This window comes from Paenibacillus gorillae (assembly GCF_000513275.1).
Taxonomy (GTDB): Bacteria; Bacillota; Bacilli; order Paenibacillales; family Paenibacillaceae; genus Pristimantibacillus; species Pristimantibacillus gorillae.
The window spans coordinates 84,116-104,376 of record NZ_CBVJ010000106.1 but is presented as its reverse complement, the minus strand read 5'-3'; the positions used below and the strand labels follow the sequence as shown (position 1 = coordinate 104,376).

The window sequence follows — 20,261 nt, the reverse complement described above, 5'->3', positions numbered from 1 at the left end:
CTATTCCCCCTTTGATTTTCGGCTGTTCGCATGAGCCTCGGCTGCGGCCGCAATAGAAGCGGCTGCTTCTCTCACGAAATCTGGTTCATTCGGCCAATAGAGCTCTACAGCGACTCCGCCTTCATCCCTTTGCAAAATACGAAGTCCGGCTTCCTGCCCGAACTGGAGCAGCATGCGCTGCCGGGTATTCCATAGCGCGCAGCCTTTGTCCTCCGTTGGCGGCATCGACATTTGCTGCCGCAGTTGCTGCAGCTTCTCGTCGCTGACGCCGATTCCGTTGTCGGTGACGGAAATGATGTTGTAGCGGTCATTTTGTGAGCCTATGATCCGAATATCGCCTTCACCAAGCGGCTCGATACCATGGATCACTGCGTTCTCTACGAGCGGTTGGAGAATAAGCCTTGGCAGCTCCAGCTCCGCCATCGCTTCCGGCACCTCGATGCTGAAGCGCAAGTCCTGCACATTCATCGATTGAATAGCCAGATAGCTTTGGACAAGGTCAAGCTCCTCGCGAAGGAAAGCCGACTGCTTTTCTGAACGCGTCGTATACCGATAGTAGCGGCTCAAGTGCAGCGCGAGATCCATAACAGATTCTTTCTTGCCGAGCCGGGTCAAGCTGCGGATCAGCGTAAAGCAATTGTATAGAAAATGCGGATTAATTTGCGATTGCAGCTGCTTCAGATTGGCGTCTCTGGAGCGAATCGTCTCCAGGTAGACATTTTGAATCAGCGTCTCGATCTGTGCAGCCATATCATTGAAGCTGACGAGCAGGAAGTGAAACTCATTATTCGGGCGGAATACGTTCAGCTTCGGATACTCGCCTTTTTTCAGCTTTTTCACACCGCGTACGAGCTCCCGGATCGGCACCTGCACATTGGTATAAAGCACGTAGGCGGCTATAGTACTGCCGATTAATAAGAAGAAAATCGAAATGTAGAACAACAGGCTGTTCGTTGTAATCGGGCGAACGACGTCGTCGATTGGCAGGTAATCAAAGAGGTACCAGCCAAGCTCCGGCATCCACACGCTGCTTACCGTATATTCAACCCCGTCCAGCTTGACGCGGTCGTACTGCTGCTGCGACAGTGATTTCAGCTCGACTTGAGAGAGAAGCGCCGATTGCAGCTCTTTATCGGAGTTTTTAACGGACAGAATCTGATAGTCCTCGGAGACGAAGCTGGCATCTCCCTTGCCGCCCTGCTTGAAGCGGTCCAGCGCTTTTACAAGCTCGTCCGCCGCGAAGCTGACCTCGACGATCAAACCAGCTTTACGGGCAGTACTGTCAAAGGGCTCGGTAATAAAACGGACAAAGCGGGGCTGACCCCGATAATAGGGAGCCACGACATTCGTATATTTCCATACACGTGAATAGTTGCTGTCAACCAGATTGGCGTTGTATTCGAGATAAGTATTAGTTGATACGAAGGTTTTGGTCGCCGGGGCATAAATGCTGATGGTCGTATCCCAGGCTGAAGAGGCATTAATTAAACGAAGCTTGTCGTTGACGCGAAGCTTCTCGTCCGTCTGCTCATATAAGGAAGCGATTTCGATAAACTCCAGATTGCGAACGTTGATATCCTCGCTGATGATGAGTCCGCTTTTCGCCAGTTGGGAGGCTGTTTCGTCAGTTTTGGCCGCAAAATAGGACAAGTCCTTATACATCGATTTCTCGACCTCGTTCATCACGACGTCAAGGCTAGTCCGATTAGAGAACCAGTAGAGCACGATGATGGGAATCAGCAGCATGACGATCAGTCCCATTACTTTTGTAAACGTATTCACACGAAGCGACATTGCCGCTCTCCTCCTCGTATCGATTGAGATAGAGACAAATAATTGGGTATCGTTCTAAAATGTTTGGCGCAGACGAGCGAATTTCCAGATTGCTATACTTACTATACAGCATGTTAATTGTCTGTCAATGAACAAAAAAGAGTATGCGGAGAGGAACGTGGGAATGGAAACAACAGTAAAGGAGACCAGCGTCAAGCAGGGCCACGGGCGGCAAGATTCCGCATGGAGCAAAGGGTGGAAGGGATTTCTGAGACGAACTTGGCCGCTTCATTTAATGCTGCTGCCTGCAGTGCTTATCCAACTCGTATTTGCCTATGTGCCGCTCGGAGGCCTCATTATCGCCTTCCAGGATTATAAGCCCCAGCTGCGATTCGGCTCGCCTTGGGTAGGGCTTGACCACTTCAAATTTATGTTCGAATATCCGGACAGCAAGCAGGTTATTATCAATACCGCGCTGATCGCCGGGTTAAAAATGATCTTCAACATCGTCGTGCCGTTCTCATTCGCGCTTCTGCTGAATGAAGTGCGGATCAATCCGTTTAAGCGGACGGTCCAGACGTTAGTATATTTGCCTTACTTTATTTCATGGGTATTTCTCGGAGGTATTCTTAACGACATGCTCTCCTCCGATGGCATCGTCAACACGCTGCTTCACAACTGGTTCGGAATTGAATCGATTCTGTTTCTGGGCGATGGCGACTGGTTCCGGTTTACCGTTATTCTCAGTGACGTCTGGCAGCAGTTCGGATTCGGCACGATCGTCTATCTGGCTGCGCTTGCGGGTATCAACCCGGCTCTGTACGAGGCTGCTGAGGTGGATGGCGCGAACCGGTGGAAGCAGACGATCAACATTACGATTCCTTCGCTTGTGCCAATCGTAATCGTCGTAGGAACGCTGGCGCTGGGCAATATTTTGAACGCAGGCTTTGACCAGATATTCAATCTGTATACGCCGCTTGTCTATGATAAGGGCGATATTATCGACACGTTCGTCTACCGGACTGGTATTCTGAACGGGCAGTACAGCTTCAGTACGGCAGTCGGCATCTTCAAATCGCTAGTCGGCTTCTGTCTGATCGTCGTGGGCTACCGCTTGGCCTATAAACTGGCGGACTACAAAATATTCTAGAAGGAGGCTCCAGACTTGTACCATAAAACAGTAGGCTATAAGATGTTCTCGGTGCTGAACTATTTCATCCTGGCGGCTGCGGGCCTTCTATGCGTCCTGCCGATCGTTCATATTCTGGCAATCAGCTTTAGCGCAAGCGCCCCGGCGAATGCCCATCTGGTCGGCCTGTGGCCGGTGGACTTCAACCTCGAATCGTATACGAAAACGATGAATAATCCGAACTTTCTGCGCGCCTTCTGGATCGCAATCGGCAGAACGCTGCTCGGAACATTCATCACGATGAGTGTTATTACACTGGCGGGATATGCTTTGTCCAAGGATACTTCGTTTTTCAAAAGCCGCACCAAATATGCCTGGTATTTCGTATTTACGATGCTGTTCAACGGCGGGATCATTCCGTCCTACATTCTCATTCGCGAGCTTCATATGATGAATACGATCTGGGCGCTCGTATTGCCGGGCGCGGTGTCGGTCTTCAACATGATTCTGCTGATGAACTTCTTCCGGGCTACGCCCAAGGAACTGGAGGAAGCGGCATTCATTGACGGAGCAGGCCACTTCTCGATTCTCTTCAAGGTCTACATGCCGCTTGCGATGCCGGCCATTGCAACCATCTCGCTGTTCACCATCGTCGGCAACTGGAACGCATGGTTCGACGGGCTGCTCTATATGACGGACTACCGCAAATACCCGCTCGCTACATTTCTGCAGACGATCATCGTGCAGCAGGATTTCAGCAAGCTGAATCCGGACGTTAATGAGCTTAAGAACATTTCACAGCGAACCGTTAAAGCGGCACAAATTTTTATCGGCATTATCCCGGTTCTCGTTATTTACCCTTATCTGCAAAAATATTTCGTAAAAGGAATTGTGCTAGGCGCTGTCAAAGAGTAGAAATAAGAAGATAACAAATTAGCATCACACTCAAAATAATGGTATTTATAAAAAAATAATCCAGTTCTATAGTAAGGGTAGGGCGTTACTAAAGCGTTCTCATTAATTTACGGGGGGAAAAAAATGCGCAACTCATGGAAAAAGGTTTTGCTCTTGTCGCTAGTCACCGTTCTGACTTTCACGCTTGCCGCTTGTTCGGGATCGAATACTAACAAGCCGAGCAATAGTCCGACTGCGGCACCGACGGAGGGCACAGATAACGGAGCAGCAGCTACGGATAGCGGCGTAGACGCAACGGGCTGGGACGGTTCGAAATATACGACACCGGTTACCCTTTCGACAGTGAAAGGCATTGGTACCAACTATTTCTTCAAAAACGGCGAGACGATGGAAAACAACGTCCTGCACACTTATATGAAAGACAACCTCGGCATTGACGTGAAGTACGACTGGGTCGTAACGGATACGAATGATGCCTACAAAACGAAGCTGCGTCTGATGCTATCCTCTGGCGAGAAAATGCCGGATGTTGTGACATACCGCGGTGACTTGGAAACGGTCAACATGCTGATTGACTCCGGTCAATTCATGGACGTAGGCGAAGTGTTCGACAAATTCGCCGGCGACAAATACAAGCAAGCCGTAGATTTGAATGCCGACACTTGGCTGCCAGTCGTACGTGACGGCAAGCGGATGGCGCTTCCAGTACTCGACTATGCGTACAATGATGACATGGTTCTCTGGCTTCGCCAGGACTGGATGGATAAACTGAGCCTGCAGGCTCCTAAGACAGTAGCGGATCTGGAAGCCATCATGGACGCTTTCGTGAATCAGGACCCGGACGGCAACGGCAAGAAAGATACGATCGGTTTGGCCCTTGGCTTTGAAAAACACATTCCTGAACTGGATGAGCGATGTGAGCTGGCTGTTCGGCGCTTACGGAACAATGCCAGGCCAATGGAATAAAGGCGCAGATGGTGCGCTTGCATACGGCTCGATCGATCCAGGCGCTAAACAAGCGCTCGGAACGTTGAAAACATGGATGGATAAAGGCTACATCTCCAAAGATTCCGGCTTGAAAGACGATGTATCCGGCTCTGAGTTCTTCACGAAGGGTCAAGCAGGCGCAATCGTCGGCAGAAACTGGCTGCCAGACTGGCCGTTTGGCGACTTGATCAACAACGTGCCAGGCGCGAAATACAAAGCATACCCGATCCCTGCAGGACCAGAAGGTAAAATCGGCGCGCAAAGCGGCAACCCGTCGGTAAACGGCTGGATGCTAATTAACAAAAATGCAAAAAATCCTGAAGCTCTTATCCGTTACTACAACTTCTTCTTCGATAACTGGGCGAACCCTGAAAAAGGCAGCACGTTCGAAAACGGTTTTGCAGAAGGCTATGACTGGGCGAAATTGCCGGACGGCACGATCACGAAGGAGCCGGAAAAATACCCGGATCTGTTCCCGGAATATGCCGACCGTACGCACTTGGTAGAACCAATCTATTACTCGCTGACGTTTGAAGGCGCGCGTATCCCGTCGCTGTACGCAGATACGATGATCAAAATCGGCAACGGAGAAGCGCCAACGACACCATACGAGTCGCAAACGGCTGCCGTGCGCAAACCGGAAAACGTAGATGCAATGAAGATTGTTATGGAGCAAAAGGACATTCGGATGAAAAACTACTTCCAAGGTCCATTGACGGAAACGATGAAACAGAAAAACGAGCTGTTAAACAAATTGCTTAATCAAACGTACTCGAAAATCATTTATGGCCAATCGCCAATCGATGAATTCGATAAAATGGTCGAGAACTGGAAAAAATCGGGCGGCGAGCAAATTACGAAAGAAGTTAATGAATGGTTTGCATCCGCTTCGAAATAATCCAATGAATTTAGCGCGTTGAACAAAGGAAAAGGAATGCCTGCATCTTTAGCAAGGGCATTCCTTTTCTGTTGCGCGGATTTATTAAAGCCATTAATTGTTAGCGCTTTCAAATAACCGAAGGAGGCTGCAGCATAATGAAATGGAAGAAAAATGCAACGAAAAAGCTGGGCAGAAAGATTGGAGTATTCGCACTTTGTTTGACGATGTTAGCGGGTTACATACCGGCGGTTCAAGCGTCATCCACAACGTCCGGCGAGCCGGATGTGAGCTTAAATGGACACTGGGCTTCAGCACAGATCAGCAAATGGTCGTCGAAAGGGCTTGTCAGCAGCTACCCGGACGGACAATTCAAACCGGATAAGCAGATTACTCGCGCAGAGTTCGTCAAGCTTGTCAATACGCTGTTCGGATTTCATACGAAAGGGAAAGAAGGAGCATCCCGATTTACCGATGTGGGGGACGAAGCCTGGTATGGGGAGCAGGTCGACATTGGCCGCCAAGCCGGCTATATCGCCGGATATCCTGACGGCACCTTCAAACCGGATCAGGCGATCGCAAGACAGGAAGCGGCTTCGATTGCTGCTGGTCTCTTTCATGTGAAGAAGACCGGGGAATCATTGAACGGTTTTGGAGATCAAGCGAAGGTGGCTTCATTTGCCCGTGAGGCGCTGGCCGGCCTTGTGTCCGGCGGTTATATGAAAGGCTTCACTGACGGAACGATTCGGCCGCTGCAGCCGATTACAAGGGCGGAAGCGGTCGTACTGCTTGATCGTTTGGCAGGAGAAATCTATACCGGGAAAGGGAAATTCGGCGATAAAGCGGCAACGCTGGCGAGCGCGATCATTAACACGACAGATGTTACGCTGGAGCAAGCAACGATTAATGGCGATCTCATTCTTGCGCCGGGTATCGGCGAAGGCGATGTGACGCTGAAGGGAATTCAGGCGAAGGGCACTGTGTATGTGAACGGCGGCGGTGTGAACAGCGTCCATGTTATTGACTCTAACGTAAACCATATCGTCATTCATCGAACGGATGGTCCGGTGCGCGTCGTATTTTCCGGAGATTCCAGTGCGGGTACGCTGGATATCGAGACGAATGCTGTTATCGAAGCAGGAAATGACTCGGATATCGGCGAGGTTCATAATGAGTCAGGGTCTGCGACCTTCAACAAAGAGTCATTGAAAGCTGGCGAGAAGTTTGAAGTGAAGCAAGGCGTGCCTGTTCGTAATCAGCAAGGAGGGGGTTCAGGATCAGGCGGTTCGGGTACGGGCTCAACACCAAGCCCAGGTGCAAGCTCTACGCCAAGCCCAAGTGCTACTTCAGATCCGGGCACTGGGCCGAGTCCGACTCCAAGTGCATCCCCAAGTGCTACACCAACTCCGAGCCCGGGCGGACATGAGCAAGACTGGGATCTCGTGTGGAGCGATGAGTTCGACCGGTCGGGCAGCAATCTGGACAGCAATGGCGTCGATCTGGACAAATGGGGCTATCAGTTGGGTACGGGCTCGCAATATGGCCTGGACGGCTGGGGCAATCAGGAGCAGCAATATTACCGCTCTGAGAACATGCTAGTTGAAGACGGCAAGCTAGTCATTACTGCTAAAAAAGAAGGCTTTGGCGGCAAAGATTATACGTCGGGAAGAATTTATACACAGCCGACCTTTACGAAGGCCTACGGAAAGTTCGAAGCAAAAATATCGATGCCGGTCGGCAACGGGCTATGGCCAGCATTCTGGATGATGCCGGCAGAAAGTGAATACGGCGTCTGGGCAACTTCGGGCGAGCTGGACATTATGGAAGCGAAGGGACGTCTGCCTGGCGAGGTTGGCGGAACAATCCATTACGGCAGGCCTTGGCCAGGCAACAAAAGTACAGGGGCTACCTATCATTTTAAAGACGGTAAAAACATTTCCGAGGAGCATGTATACGGCGTTGAATGGGAGCCCGGCGAGATTCGCTGGTATGTGGATGGAGAAGTCTATCAGACGCTGAACAACTGGGACGGCACCGGGCTGGATAAGCCTGCGAAATATGCGTATCCGGCACCTTTCGATAAGCCGTTTTATATGATTCTGAATTTGGCGGTTGGCGGCACATTCGATAATGTTGCGGTCGACGATTCGAAAATTCCAGCCCAGATGAAAGTCGATTATGTTCGTGTCTATGAGAAAGGCACACCATATCTCAATCCGACTCAAGAGCCGGTCGTGGAGAAGGAACCGCTTCCCCAGCCGCATAAAGAAGCGATTGAAGGCAATTATGTGCATGACGTGACCTATAATGAGCCATTCCGTATAGTAGCAAACGTAGGAGATCAGTTAAATACGGAGCATTGGAATTTTGTCCATATGCCTGATTTCAACGGGAATGGGACCGTATCGGTCGACACAGTGAACGGACAGCGATTTGCCAAAGCTGATATTAGTGCAAGCGGCAATGCGGCGCATGCAGTACAGCTTATTCAGAATGTAACCGTTGGCAAAGGAAGATGGTATAAGCTGAGTTTCGATGCAAAAGCGTCAGCCAGCCGTCCGGTATCGGCAAAAATCGGCGGCGGAGAAAACCGTTCTTGGACGACGTATTCGGACAGCATCAGCTTCAATCTGACAACGGAGCCGCAGCGTTATGATATGACGTTCCGCATGACGGAAAATTCGGATGCGCTGGCACGGCTGGAGTTCAATCTGGGGCTGAATACAAATTCGGTCTGGATCGGCGGGGTGAAGCTGGAGGAAATCGAACCGCTGGACCCGTTCAACGAGCAGCTGCCGAAGGAGCCTTTGGCTGGCAACTACATTTATAACGGCACCTTCGATCTTGGCCGGATGGACCGGATGACCTATTGGAATTTCGATGTGCAGGCGGGAGCTTCCGCCACAGCATCAGTTGACCCAGTGGCCCGTGAACTGCTTGCCGCAATTACCAATGGCGGCAATTCGGCTGATGCAATTGCTTTGTCACAGCCGGGATTGAAGCTGCAGGCGAACAATGCGTACAAATTGACTTTCAAAGCAAGTGCCGATGCGAATCGAACGATCGCTGTAGCCATTCGCAAGGCAGACGGTACAGATATGGCAGAGACGACTTCGGTCTCTTTAACACCAACCGCAGTCGAACACGAAGTGCAGTTCACAGTGGGCGATGCGGGTGACACCAACGGTAAAGTCGTCTTCTTGCTGGGCGGCAATAATGCCAATATCCGGCTCGACGATATCGCGATGGTCAACCTTACAGCCGCTGAGGCTGAGCTGCCGCTTACCGAGCAGTTTCCCGTGAAGAACGGTGACTTCTCGAATGGCAAGGCAGGATGGACGGATTTTGTTCTCGGGCGTTATGAGAATAATAGCTCCAGCGCCAATTTTACGACAGCTAATGATGGGATGAGAATTGCAATTGCGAATGAAGGCACTGCAGACTTCAACGTTATGCTGATGCAGAATGATTTCCAGCTTCGCGAGGGCAAAACGTATGTCGTGACGGTGAAGGCGAAGTCCAGCGTCGCCAGGGAGACGGAAATCGTCATTGACGACGCTTCCTATACCAAATATATCTCACAGAAAGTACAGCTTACGGGCGACTATCAGACCTTTACTTACGAGTTCAAACCGAATGCGGATGTACTGGCCTCGTTCAAGCTTCTGCTTGGCAAACTTAGCGGAGCAAATGCGCTTGGAGCACATGATGTGTACATTGAGCAAATACGAGTGGAGCAGAAGGGAGCGCGTGAGAAAGCGTTCCTGCTTAAAAACGGCAGCTTCACGGACGGTTTTGAACAATGGGGCAAGCATGTTCAAGGTGATTATGACGGCGATTCCCGTGCGGTTATTGCCGCAGCCGGAGGGGCACTTAAGGCTGCAGTAGCCAATACAGGCGCTAATCCATGGGATATTCAGTTGTCGCAAAGCGGCTTGGAGCTGAAATCGGGCAAAACCTATCTCGTAACCTTTGACGCCCGCTCGACGCTAGCCCGGCAAATCGAAGTAATAGCTGAGAATGGTGTCTACCATCGTTATTTGAATCAGCCGGTTCGGATCGAAGAGACGACAAACAGCTATACATTCGAGTTTACGATGCCACAGGATGATACGGCAGCTTTGAAATTTCTGCTCGGCCAGCCGCAAGATGCAGGAGAGAAAATTTCAGCAGCGCATGACTTGTTTATCGATAATGTCCGCTTTGAGCTGAAAGGAGCGAAGGAAGCAGCAGGCGAGAAGGCTGCAACAGCCAATCAGATTCGGCTGACTGCTCCTCCTGCTCTGTTAGAGGATGCGGACGGTAATTCAATCGGTGAGACCATCGCCATCACATTCACGGACAATACGGCTTCGCAGGCATGGCTGGCTGCTATCACTGCAGTGAAGATCAACGGGGCTTTAGTCGATAATGGCAGCTATACGGCAAGTCCGGGCAAAATCGAATTTAGTCCTGCAGTATTTCCAAGTGCAGGCGATTATAACATCGTAATCAGCGCTGCGGGGTATGAGCTTGCATCCGTACGCCAGCATATCGATGCTGAGAAGATGTGGAGCCTCACTTGGTCGGATGAATTCGATAATTACGATCCGTCCGCAACGGTGGATACAAATGGTGTTAATTTGGACAAATGGGGCTATCAGCTTGGCACAGGCTCGCAATATGGCCTTAGCGACTGGGGCAACGGCGAGCTGCAGTATTATCGTCCCGAGAACTTGAAGGTAGAGGACGGCAAACTGACGATTGCAGCGCGCAAAGAAAACTTTGGCGGCAAGGGCTATACGTCAGGACGCCTATGGACTCAGCCGACGTTCACGCAAGCGTATGGCAAATTCGAAGCGAGAATGAAGCTGCCGGAAGGCCAGGGTCTATGGCCTGCATTCTGGATGATGCCTGCGGACAGTGAATATGGCGGCTGGGCGTCATCAGGCGAGCTCGACATTATGGAAGCGAAGGGAAGATTGCCGGAGGAGGTTGGCGGCACGATTCACTTTGGTAAAGGGGCTCCGAACAACCGCAGCACCGGCAAAGCGTTTACGTTCCCGGATGGCGGCAAAATTTCGGATTTCCATACGTATGGTGTGGAATGGGAGCCTGGGGAAATCCGCTGGTATGTGGATGGAGAAGTCTATCAGACCGTCAACAACTGGCATAGCTGGGGAGCAGATCAGCCGGATAAGTATGCATTCCCGGCTCCGTTCGACAAGCCATTCTATATCATATTGAATCTAGCAGTTGGCGGCGTGTATGACGGCAACAGGCCGCCTGATGATTCGAAGATTCCCGGCGAGATGGTAGTGGACTATGTCCGCGCCTACGAGCTGACAGGCAGACCTTACAAAACGCCGGTTGAGCCTTCTCTGGACAAAGAACCGATGCCGGCCGATGCGAAGCCTGCAATCGACGGCAACTATATCTATGATCCTGCCTTTGTGAAAGGCTTAAAGGATATTGATACAGCAGATAAGCTGCTGGACAGCTTGTATTGGAACTTCCTCCACACGCCAGCCTTTGGCGGAGCAGGCTCAGCTTCGATAGACGGCGGCTTTGCCAAAGTGGATATTACGAGCGGCGGCAATGCTGCGCATGCGCTTCAGCTCATCCAATACGCCACGTTAGTCAAAGGGCATATGTATAAACTGAGCTTTGATGCGAAAGCGTCCGGCGACCGCAGCATCAGCGTGAAGCTGGGGGGCGACGATGACAACGGCTGGGGAGCGTATACGGATAATTATAACGTTCCGTTAACATCAGTTGCCGGACATTATGAGTACCGGTTCCAGATGACAGCGGATACGGATTCTACCGCTCGTCTGGAGTTCAACCTCGGCGGCAATACGAAATCCGTCTGGATCGGCAATGTGAGGCTTGAAGAGGTCGATGAGCTCGTCGATTTGGACGCAGCCAAAGCGCCGATGGGGAACGGCGAGCATGTGTACAACGGCAGCTTTGATCTCGGTACGATGGACCGGATGAACTACTGGAAGCTGGAAGGTGCAGACGGTTTTGTTGATGCTTCCCGCAGACAGCTGGAAGTTCAGATTCCAGGAAGCAGTGCAGATGTTAATGCCGTTAAGCTGCGGCAGAAGGGCATTAACTTGCAGCAGAGCGATACGTATGAGCTAACGTTCTGGGCTAGCGCTCCTTCTGCGGGAACAGTGGGCGTCGAGCTGAGAAGCAAAGATGGTTCTTCGGTCTATACTTCGAAGACGGACATCGCTATTGGTACTGCATTAGCGAAGCATACGGTTCAATTTGATATGGAGGACGGCGTGACCGACCCCGAAAGCCAGCTGATCTTCCTGCTGGGCGGTCAGGCGGGCGTTGTCGTACTGGATCAGATCAGCTTGATCCGGCTGACAGACCGCAACGTTGATTTTAGCGGCATTGATCTTTACCCGATTCAGAATGGCGACTTCTTCGACGGATTGAATCATTGGGAGACGTACACGGAGGGGGCAGCAAGCTATTCTGCCGCAGCCGGAGAAGCTAACATTCAAATATCGAATACAGGCGCCAACACGTACTCCGTTATGGTTAGCCAATCGGGCTTGAAGCTCAAGGAAGGATTAAATTACGAGCTTTCCTTTGATGCGAAGTCAACGGCAGCGCGTGACATTCTGCTTACGCTCGAAAATGCAGGCTACCAGCGCTATGCATCGAGCTCCTATTCTATCGGGCAGGACGTATCGCACTATATGTTGAAGTTCAGAATGCCTGCTGACGATACGCTGGCTTTGAAGTTCCAGCTTGGTAAAACTTCAAACAGCCCTGCAGGCGCTCATACGATCACCATCGATAATGTGGTGCTGAAGGTGAGAAATGCGCCTCTGCTCCAGGCTCCGACTGTCGTCGCGGATAAGACGGACAACAAGGTAGGCAATGCCATTACGATTGCTTATGCGGGCAATAGCGGCTGGCAGCAGGCATTAACGGGCATTGAGATTGACGGCACGGCGCTGACAATTGGCGATTATGAGATTGAGCAGAATGCGGTCATCATTCATTCGAATGTTTTTAGCCATGACGGCAATTACGAGATTCATCTGAAAGCAGCTGGCTATGTCGATGCTGTCATTCGCCAAGCGATCTATCCGTCAGACGGCAATCTGATCTTAAACGGCGACATGTCTAGCGGCAAGTCGGCTTGGGAATATTGGACGGAAAATCCCGATTATTCGGAGTATACCGTCGAGGATGGAAAGGCACGTCTAGATATTCACTATCACGGGGGCATTCACCCGGAGTGGAATGTGCCGATCAGCTGGTCGACGCAATTTATGCAATCGGGAATTAAGCTGGAAGCGGGCAAAGCGTATGAACTTAGCTTCCGCGCTTGGTCTTCGGTCAATCGTCCGATCGAAGTGGAGCTGACCGGTTATAACAACGGGGAAAAAGCGGCGTTCAGCTTAACAGGCGACGAATCAGTGGTGCATAAGAAAACGCTGATTCCGCAGGCGAATACGACATTGACGGTCAAGTATTTGCTAGGCAACATCATTATCGGTGATCAAAACGTGCCAAACGGCAGCCATACGATTTATTTCGACGATGTCGTGTTGAAGGAAGTGCCTGCTGGTCCAGCTGTTGCCGCGGATACCACGGATAACAAAGTGGGCCAAAACATCGAGCTGACCTTTGCAGATCAGCCGGCATGGCGGAGTGCTATAACGGCAATTACCGTCGATGGCATTGCGGTTGATCCGGGCAAACGGGTCATTGAGCCGGGCAAAATTACATTGGACGGAACTCTGTTCACAGCAGTGAAGAGCTATTCAATCCTTATTAAAGCGAACGGATACGCCAATACCGAGGTCACGCAGCCAATCAAGACGAACGCAAGCAATGTAGCGCTCAACAAAACAGCGACGGCTTCCTCCAATGTTCAACCGGCAGGCAATGCGGTTGACGGCCGGGGAGAAGGACCGGGAGGAACCCGCTGGGAGAGCGCAACGTCCGACAATCAATGGATCGCTGTTGATCTGGGGCGTTTGTATTCACTGCAAAGCGTTGTTCTAAGCTGGGAAGGCGCATTCGGCAAAGCGTACAAGGTTCAAACTTCCATCGCAGCCCAGCCTGAAGAGGGAGACTGGACGGACGCCTATTCGGAATCGAATGGCAACGGCGGATTAGACAACATTCCGTTAGCTGCAGCAGAGGCAAGACATGTCCGGATTCTCGGACAGACGAGAGGTACGATTTACGGTTACTCGCTTTGGGAGCTGGAGGTCTATGGAACGCCGGTTGGCGCGCCAGATCCTGAGCTGCTCGTTCCTCCAGCCGTCACAGCAGATACAACCGACAACAAGCTGGGCAGGCCGATTGAGCTGACCTTTGCGACCGATACGGCATGGGAAGCTGCTATTTCCAAAGTGCGAGTGAACGGAACTGAATTATTTGCCGGTTCGGATTACAGTGTTGCTCCAGGCAAGATCACATTGTCTGCTAGCCGCTTTAATCAATCGGGAAGCTTTACCGTTACGATTGAAGCCGAGGGCTACCGGGCGGCCGAGGTTGTGCAGGTCATTGCGGCCGAAATCAACCTGGCGCTGAACAAGGCTGTTACGGCTTCCAGCAGCAATACGAATTTCGATCCGAATGTAATGACGGATGGAAACAGGCAGTCACGCTGGGAAGCGAAGTGGGAGGACAATCAAGGAACGCCGATGAATCCGGAGTGGATTGTCGTCGATCTGGGCAGTGTACAGTCTTTATCGAAGCTGGTTCTCGTATGGGAGACGGCATATGGAAAGACCATTGCTATTCAAGTTGCTCAGCCGGGTGACGACATTTCACCGGAAAGCGCAGCCTGGCAGACGGTTGCTACAGCAAGCAGAGAGCTGCAAGCTGAAGCGAGAACCGAGACCATCGCTCTAGATGAAGGAAGTGCTGGACGTTACATCCGTATATACATTACGGAGAAAGGTTTTGCTCCCTACGGTCCTTCCTTGTATGAAATTGAAGCTTATTCGTAAAACAAAGAAAACGCGCGCCGAATCCGGTGCGCGTTTCTTTGTATGGATAACGATGATTAACGATATGAAAAGTTAGTTATACACATGTGGATAGCTGCTTGTGAAAGCGTGCATTAGCGGTATTGTTTTGCACATGTGCATAGAAAATCAATACAAACCGTAGTGAAAACCGGAAATCGGAGCAAAGCTGCTCCGTTACCCCCAGTTTGTCCGTTATTTATGAACAGATGTGCATAAAGGGGGCTTTCTACAGTCTGGACAGTGCGTAATCGGCTGCTGCAATGGTTGTAGTGATATCCTCTTGTGTGTGGGCAATTGTTAAAAACCACGCTTCGTATTTCGAAGGCGCGAGATTGATACCCTGATCCAGCATCAGCTTGAAGAAGCGACCAAACAGCTCGCCGTCTGTATCCTGTGCCTGATCATAGTTCGTTACGGGATGATCGCAGAAATGGGCTGAGAATGAGCCGCGGATGCGATTAATCGTAAGCGGTACGCCGTGCTTCGAAGCCGAAGCTGCGAGGCCGTCTGCCAATTGGGCCGCAAGCTGGTCCATACGCTCGTAGATGCCCTGCTCTTGCAGCACCTCCAGACAAGCTATGCCGGAGGAAATTGATGCAGGATTACCTGCCATCGTTCCGGCCTGATAGGCAGGACCAAGCGGAGCGACCTGTTCCATGATATGTTTCTTGCCGCCGTAAGCGCCAATAGGCAAGCCGCCGCCAATGACTTTGCCAAGAGCGGTCAAATCCGGTTCAATCGCAGCGAAATCAGGGAAGGCGGTGAAGGTTTGCGCGGTGCCGTAATGGAAACGGAAAGCGGTAATGACTTCATCATAAATGACAAGCGCACCAGCCTCGCGGGTCATGCGGCATAAGCCTTCGAGGAAGCCGGGCTCCGGCATCACCATGCCGAAATTGCCGACGATCGGTTCCACCATAACAGCGGCCGTCTCGTCGCCCCAGCGCTCCAATGCGATTCGGAGTGAGTCCAGATCGTTGAAGGGCACCGTAATGACCTCTTGTGCAATGCTGGTCGGGATACCGGCGCTGTCTGGGATGCCAAGCGTTGAAGGGCCTGAACCAGCCGCGACAAGTACAAGATCGGAGTGGCCGTGGTAGCAGCCGGCGAATTTAATAATTTTATTGCGCTTCGTAAAGGCGCGGGCGACACGAATTGTCGTCATTACCGCTTCCGTGCCAGAATTGACGAACCGTACTTTGTCGAGAGAGGGGATCGCTTCCTTCAGCATGCGTGCAAGCTTGATCTCCAGCTCGGTTGGCGTGCCGTACAAGACGCCGTTCTGTGCGGCGCGAATAATCGCTTCTGTAATATGAGGATGGGCATGTCCCGCAATGATAGGGCCGTAAGCGGCAAGATAATCGATGTAGCGGTTATCGTCCACATCCCAGAAATAAGCGCCTTCCGCCCTTTTCATAAACACTGGCGCACCGCCGCCTACCGCTTTGTACGAGCGGGAAGGGCTGTTGACGCCGCCGACGATGTGCTCCAGCGCCTCCTTGTATAACGTTTCAGAAGTTGTCCGTTGCATAGCCATATCAATAAATCCTCCTTCGGGAATGTAGATATTACGCGGCAAAAACGGCCTCATTCCCGGTATGGAATGAAGCCGTTTCAAGCCATTAAACGTCATTTCTCACAGTTAATTAGTACCCGCTGTGCCGCTATTCGTGCTGCCGCCCTCAGCATCCGGAGAAGGAGAAGGCGTCGCTAGCGTCTCGTCTTCAGCCAGCTTCTCCTGCACAAAGGTAAGCAGGTTATCTATATTCTTAACAGCGAGTACAGATGCGCCGCCGACGTTCTCATCAGCGATCATATCCATTGGAGGAACCTGTGCGGTACCTGCTACATGGCTCTCTACACCAAGCTGTCCTAGCTTGAGCATATCGCTCACTTCCAGGTTTGTCTCGATGTAAGGGGAGACGCTCTGCAATATTTTCTGCATTTTCAAAATGTTCCAAGTCGATTGAAGCTCTTTCGCTACCGCCTGCAACAAGTTGCGCTGACGCTCGGTACGAGTGAAGTCGCTCATCGCATCGTGGCGGAAACGGACGTATTGGAGCGCCTTGTCCCCGTCCAGCAGCTGATAGCCGGCTTTCAAATCGATGTCATATTTATTTTTATCCGCTTTATCGGTATAGTGCATATCCTTCTCTACGTCGAAGTTAACGCCGCCAATCGTATCAATCAGCGCCTTGAATCCCTCGAAATCGGTATACACATAATATTGAATGTCCAGGCCAAGCAAGTCGCCTACCGTCTTCATGGCAAGCTGTGGTCCTCCGAGCGTAATGGCAGTGTTGATCCGGCCTTTGCCGCGTCCATCAATGTCGACGTAAGTGTCGCGGAGAACGGAAAATAGATGAGCTTTTTTCGTAACGGGATCAAATGATGCTACCAGTATGGAGTCAGAACGCGGTACTTCATTCTTTTCCAAGCCGCGTGCGTCGCCGCCAAGCAATAGAATGTTTACACGTTCTTTGCCTTCCCACTTAGGAGTAGTCACTGTCGGATTGTCTTCAAACTGTCCGAAACGGGATTCTTCCTTTGGTTTGCTGAAGCCATCCAGTTGTTTATATATACCGGATCCCCAGACTATTGCCGCAGTAACGACAAGAGCAAGAACGACCAGAATACCGGTAAGGATCCAAATCCATGGACGCCTTTTGTTTGTTGGCTGTTTTTTGCGCATGATGGTACAAGTGCTCCTTTCAGCATGTAAACCTAATATGTGGTTTGTGGTCTTGCCGTTTACGCTTCGCAATATCTAATGTAATATTACATATCATAAAATTATAAAGCGGAACGTCATTAGGAATCAAGTTTTATCATTTACAATGGGAATATCTCGCAATTTCCCGGGAAATGTCGACCGTTCCAACGGAGAGGGGTTAAGAAGCAATATGCTGGCTATAGATGTAAAAGACTTAAGAAAGCAGTTTAAGGTGCAAAAAAATCGCGAAGGGCTGTCCGGCGCGCTCAAAGATCTGTTTAAAAGGGAGTACAATGAGGTTCGTGCCGTCAAAGATATTTCATTCCAAATTCCGCAGGGCGAAATTTGCGGCTATATCGGTGAAAACGGAGCAGGCAAATCGACAACGATTAAAATGCTGACTGGCATTCTCGTGCCGACGTCCGGAGATATCCGGGTTAACGGTTATATTCCGTATAAGGATCGAGAGAAATTCGTCGGCAATATTGGCGTCGTCTTCGGTCAACGCTCGCAGCTGTGGTGGGATATCGGCGTTATTGAATCGTTCCGGCTGCTCCGCAAAGTATACGGCGTTTCCGAGCATGACTTCCGCAGACGTCTCGATCAATTGGTAGAACGGCTTGATCTCGGCGACTTGCTTAACCGCCCGGTTCGTAAACTAAGCCTTGGTCAACGGATGCGCTGCGAGCTTGTTGCTTCACTGTTGCATAATCCTGCGATTTTATTTTTGGACGAGCCCACTATCGGTCTGGATATTGTCGTAAAAACGGCGATTCGCGAATTTTTGCAAGAATTGAACCGTGAGGAAGGCACGACGATACTGCTTACGACACATGATTTGCAGGATATCGAAGCGCTGTGCTCGCGGGTTATTATGCTGGACGACGGCCGGATTATTTATGACGGCGGATTGGACGAGCTCAAAAACAGATGGAGCCGCGGCCGCGAAATTCAGTTCCAGTTCACATCACATACGCCGCTTGCCAAACTGGAGCAGTTGACGGCTGGTCTTGGCGTTACTTGGAAGCAGGAGAGCGACCTGAACGCAACGATGTGGCTGCCGCATACGACGAATGTATCCGACGCACTTTCTATCGTCACAGGAGGCACGGCCATTCGCGATATTAAAATCATCGAGACGAACACAGACGAAATTGTCCGTGAGATTTACCGCTCCGGATCGGCGTCTGCATCGGCTGCCGCTACGCTGCTTAGGGAAGAGGAGCCGGCTTTACGATGATGAGCGCTTATATCGATTTTATCCGTATGCGATTCCTAACGATGCTCGCTTACCGCGTTAATTATTATAGCGGCATTATTATTTATGCCATAAACATCGGCGCTTATTACTTCCTTTGGAAAGCTATCTTCGGCGAAGCCGAAGTGCTGCAAGGTTTTACACTGGCCCAGATGACGACTTATGTGGCTGTCTCCTGGATGGCTAGAGCATTTTACTTCAACAATCTGGACCGTGAAATTGCTAATGAAATTCGCGACGGCAGCGTGGCGACGCAATTGATCCGCCCGTATTCCTATTTGCTGGTCAAGATGATGCAGGGCTTTGGCGAAGGATTATTCCGCATGCTGCTGTTTATGGTGCCGGGCATGCTTATCGTCTGCTTTATTTTTCCGGTCCGGCTGCCGTCTGATCCGCTGACTTGGGCGGTTTATCTAGTTATGCTGCTGTTCAGCTTCCTGATCAATTCGCAGATCAATATATTGACCGGATTATTCGCCTTCTTCGTGGAGAACAACGAAGGCATGATGCGGATGAAGCGCGTAATGGTTGATCTGTTCTCGGGCGTACTCATTCCGATCGCTTTTTTCCCGGGTTGGCTGAGCGCGGTTATGCAGTGGCTGCCGTTCCAGGCGATCACTTATTTGCCAAGCGCTGTGTTCACCGGCCGGACACCGCTTCATGAGGCTTATGGAGCGATCGGCCTGCAAATCGTATGGTTTGTGCTGCTGCTCTTGCCAATCTTGTTCGTATGGCGGGCGGCGCGCAAGCGGCTGTTCGTGCAAGGAGGATAACGGATAATGAAATATGCAGTTTTACTGTGGGAATATATTAAAAACTATGCCAAAACAAGGCTGACCTATCGTGCCGACTTCTGGATCGAAGTATTGTCGGACTTAATGTTCCAAGGCATGAACTTGTTCTTCATTCTGATCGTATTCCAGCACACGCCGTCGCTCGGCGGCTGGACGGAGGCTGAGGTTGTATTCGTATACGGCTTCTTCATGATCCCTTACGGATTGTTTACAACCTTCTTCAACATGTGGAACTTCAGCGAGCGGTATATTGTCAAAGGGGAGATGGACCGGATTCTAACCCGCCCCGCGCATAACCTGTTTCAGGTGCTGCTCGAAAACGTCGATCCGCCTTCCTTGATCGGCTCCGCAGTCGGAGCGATTATTATGGCGATCTGCTGGAATGATCTGGGCCTCGCTTTCCATGCATACGACCTGCTTATGCTGCTGTTGTTCGTTATAGGAGCGGTGCTCGTATATGGAGGCATTTATACGGCGCTGTCTGCACTATCCTTTTTCTCGGATGCGCCAACAGGCATCGTGCCGCTCATTTACAACATACAGAATTACGGCCGTTATCCGGTCAACATTTATAACAAGACGATCCGGTTTATTTTGACTTGGGTATTGCCGTTTGCGTTCGTCGGGGTAATCCCTGCCTCTTACTTTCTGGAGAAGAAGTCGGACGACATATCCCAGCTGGCGCTGCTGACACCGGTTGTCGGCATCGTATTTTTCATCCTGGGCCTGTCGCTGTGGAATTACGGCGTGAAGCGGTACCGGGGCGCAGGGTCATAGAGGCTGATGTTATAGTTTTTATTATACGGGTGACAGCAACTA

11 protein-coding genes are annotated in these 20,261 nt (G+C 51.0%); 8 read left to right on the top strand and 3 right to left on the bottom strand.

The window, feature by feature from the left end:
• A complete protein-coding gene (locus tag TY10_RS19975; RefSeq protein ID WP_042167285.1) occupies positions 1-1,794 on the bottom strand; it encodes a sensor histidine kinase in 1,794 nt (597 codons plus the stop codon).
• 274 nt (positions 1,795-2,068) lie between these two features.
• On the opposite strand from TY10_RS19975, the gene TY10_RS19970 reads away from it, so the two are divergent.
• The 5 genes from TY10_RS19970 to TY10_RS19955 all read left to right on the top strand — a co-directional run bounded on the left by TY10_RS19970 (position 2,069) and on the right by TY10_RS19955 (position 14,656).
• On the top strand, positions 2,069-2,923 hold the full coding sequence (locus tag TY10_RS19970; RefSeq protein ID WP_042167376.1) for an ABC transporter permease: 855 nt from the start codon (positions 2,069-2,071) through the stop codon (positions 2,921-2,923).
• 15 nt (positions 2,924-2,938) lie between these two features.
• On the top strand, positions 2,939-3,817 hold the full coding sequence (locus TY10_RS19965) for a carbohydrate ABC transporter permease (protein WP_042167282.1): 879 nt from the start codon (positions 2,939-2,941) through the stop codon (positions 3,815-3,817).
• Between the two features lie 123 nt (positions 3,818-3,940).
• Positions 3,941-4,783, top strand: a complete 843-nt coding sequence (locus TY10_RS32315) for a type 2 periplasmic-binding domain-containing protein (RefSeq protein ID WP_337588375.1) — start codon at positions 3,941-3,943, stop codon at positions 4,781-4,783.
• Positions 4,734-5,702, top strand: coding sequence for a type 2 periplasmic-binding domain-containing protein (locus TY10_RS32310; protein ID WP_337588374.1), 969 nt, complete (start codon positions 4,734-4,736; stop codon positions 5,700-5,702). The genes TY10_RS32315 and TY10_RS32310 overlap by 50 nt, the downstream gene beginning before the upstream one ends.
• A 137-nt stretch (positions 5,703-5,839) precedes the next feature.
• Positions 5,840-14,656 (top strand): hemoblobin-interacting domain-containing protein, encoded by an 8,817-nt coding sequence (locus TY10_RS19955; RefSeq protein WP_042167280.1) that lies wholly within the window; start codon positions 5,840-5,842, stop codon positions 14,654-14,656.
• Positions 14,657-14,903: 247 nt separating this feature from the next.
• Here TY10_RS19955 and TY10_RS19950 read toward each other — a convergent pair whose 3' ends face one another.
• Together TY10_RS19950 and TY10_RS19945 are read right to left on the bottom strand one after the other, a co-directional pair.
• A complete protein-coding gene (locus TY10_RS19950) occupies positions 14,904-16,214 on the bottom strand; it encodes a glutamate-1-semialdehyde 2,1-aminomutase (protein WP_042167278.1) in 1,311 nt (436 codons plus the stop codon).
• Positions 16,215-16,319: 105 nt separating this feature from the next.
• A complete protein-coding gene (locus TY10_RS19945) occupies positions 16,320-17,369 on the bottom strand; it encodes an LCP family protein (RefSeq protein WP_042167275.1) in 1,050 nt (349 codons plus the stop codon).
• A gap of 211 nt (positions 17,370-17,580) precedes the next feature.
• Between TY10_RS19945 and TY10_RS19940 the strand changes: the two genes are divergently transcribed.
• The 3 genes from TY10_RS19940 to TY10_RS19930 are packed head-to-tail and all read left to right on the top strand — an operon-like array spanning position 17,581 to position 20,219.
• Positions 17,581-18,630 (top strand): ABC transporter ATP-binding protein, encoded by a 1,050-nt coding sequence (locus tag TY10_RS19940; RefSeq protein WP_042167273.1) that lies wholly within the window; start codon positions 17,581-17,583, stop codon positions 18,628-18,630.
• Positions 18,627-19,421, top strand: a complete 795-nt coding sequence (locus TY10_RS19935) for an ABC transporter permease (RefSeq protein WP_042167270.1) — start codon at positions 18,627-18,629, stop codon at positions 19,419-19,421. The genes TY10_RS19940 and TY10_RS19935 overlap by 4 nt, the downstream gene beginning before the upstream one ends.
• A 6-nt stretch (positions 19,422-19,427) precedes the next feature.
• Positions 19,428-20,219: an ABC transporter permease gene (locus TY10_RS19930; RefSeq protein ID WP_042167267.1), complete on the top strand. Its 792-nt coding sequence runs from the start codon at positions 19,428-19,430 to the stop codon at positions 20,217-20,219.
• Positions 20,220-20,261: the final 42 nt, after the last annotated feature.

What these genes read in the sequence shown, in the direction of transcription:
- TY10_RS19975 (WP_042167285.1), bottom strand. Translation starts at nt 1,794, where the DNA reads ATGTCGCTTCGTGTGAATACGTTTACAAAAGTAATGGGACTGATCGTC.
- TY10_RS19970 (WP_042167376.1), top strand. Translation starts at nt 2,069, where the DNA reads ATGCTGCTGCCTGCAGTGCTTATCCAACTCGTATTTGCCTATGTGCCG.
- TY10_RS32315 (WP_337588375.1), top strand. Translation starts at nt 3,941, where the DNA reads ATGCGCAACTCATGGAAAAAGGTTTTGCTCTTGTCGCTAGTCACCGTT.
- TY10_RS19955 (WP_042167280.1), top strand. Translation starts at nt 5,840, where the DNA reads ATGAAATGGAAGAAAAATGCAACGAAAAAGCTGGGCAGAAAGATTGGA.
- TY10_RS19950 (WP_042167278.1), bottom strand. Translation starts at nt 16,214, where the DNA reads ATGGCTATGCAACGGACAACTTCTGAAACGTTATACAAGGAGGCGCTG.
- TY10_RS19945 (WP_042167275.1), bottom strand. Translation starts at nt 17,369, where the DNA reads ATGCGCAAAAAACAGCCAACAAACAAAAGGCGTCCATGGATTTGGATC.
- TY10_RS19940 (WP_042167273.1), top strand. Translation starts at nt 17,581, where the DNA reads ATGCTGGCTATAGATGTAAAAGACTTAAGAAAGCAGTTTAAGGTGCAA.
- TY10_RS19935 (WP_042167270.1), top strand. Translation starts at nt 18,627, where the DNA reads ATGATGAGCGCTTATATCGATTTTATCCGTATGCGATTCCTAACGATG.
- TY10_RS19930 (WP_042167267.1), top strand. Translation starts at nt 19,428, where the DNA reads ATGAAATATGCAGTTTTACTGTGGGAATATATTAAAAACTATGCCAAA.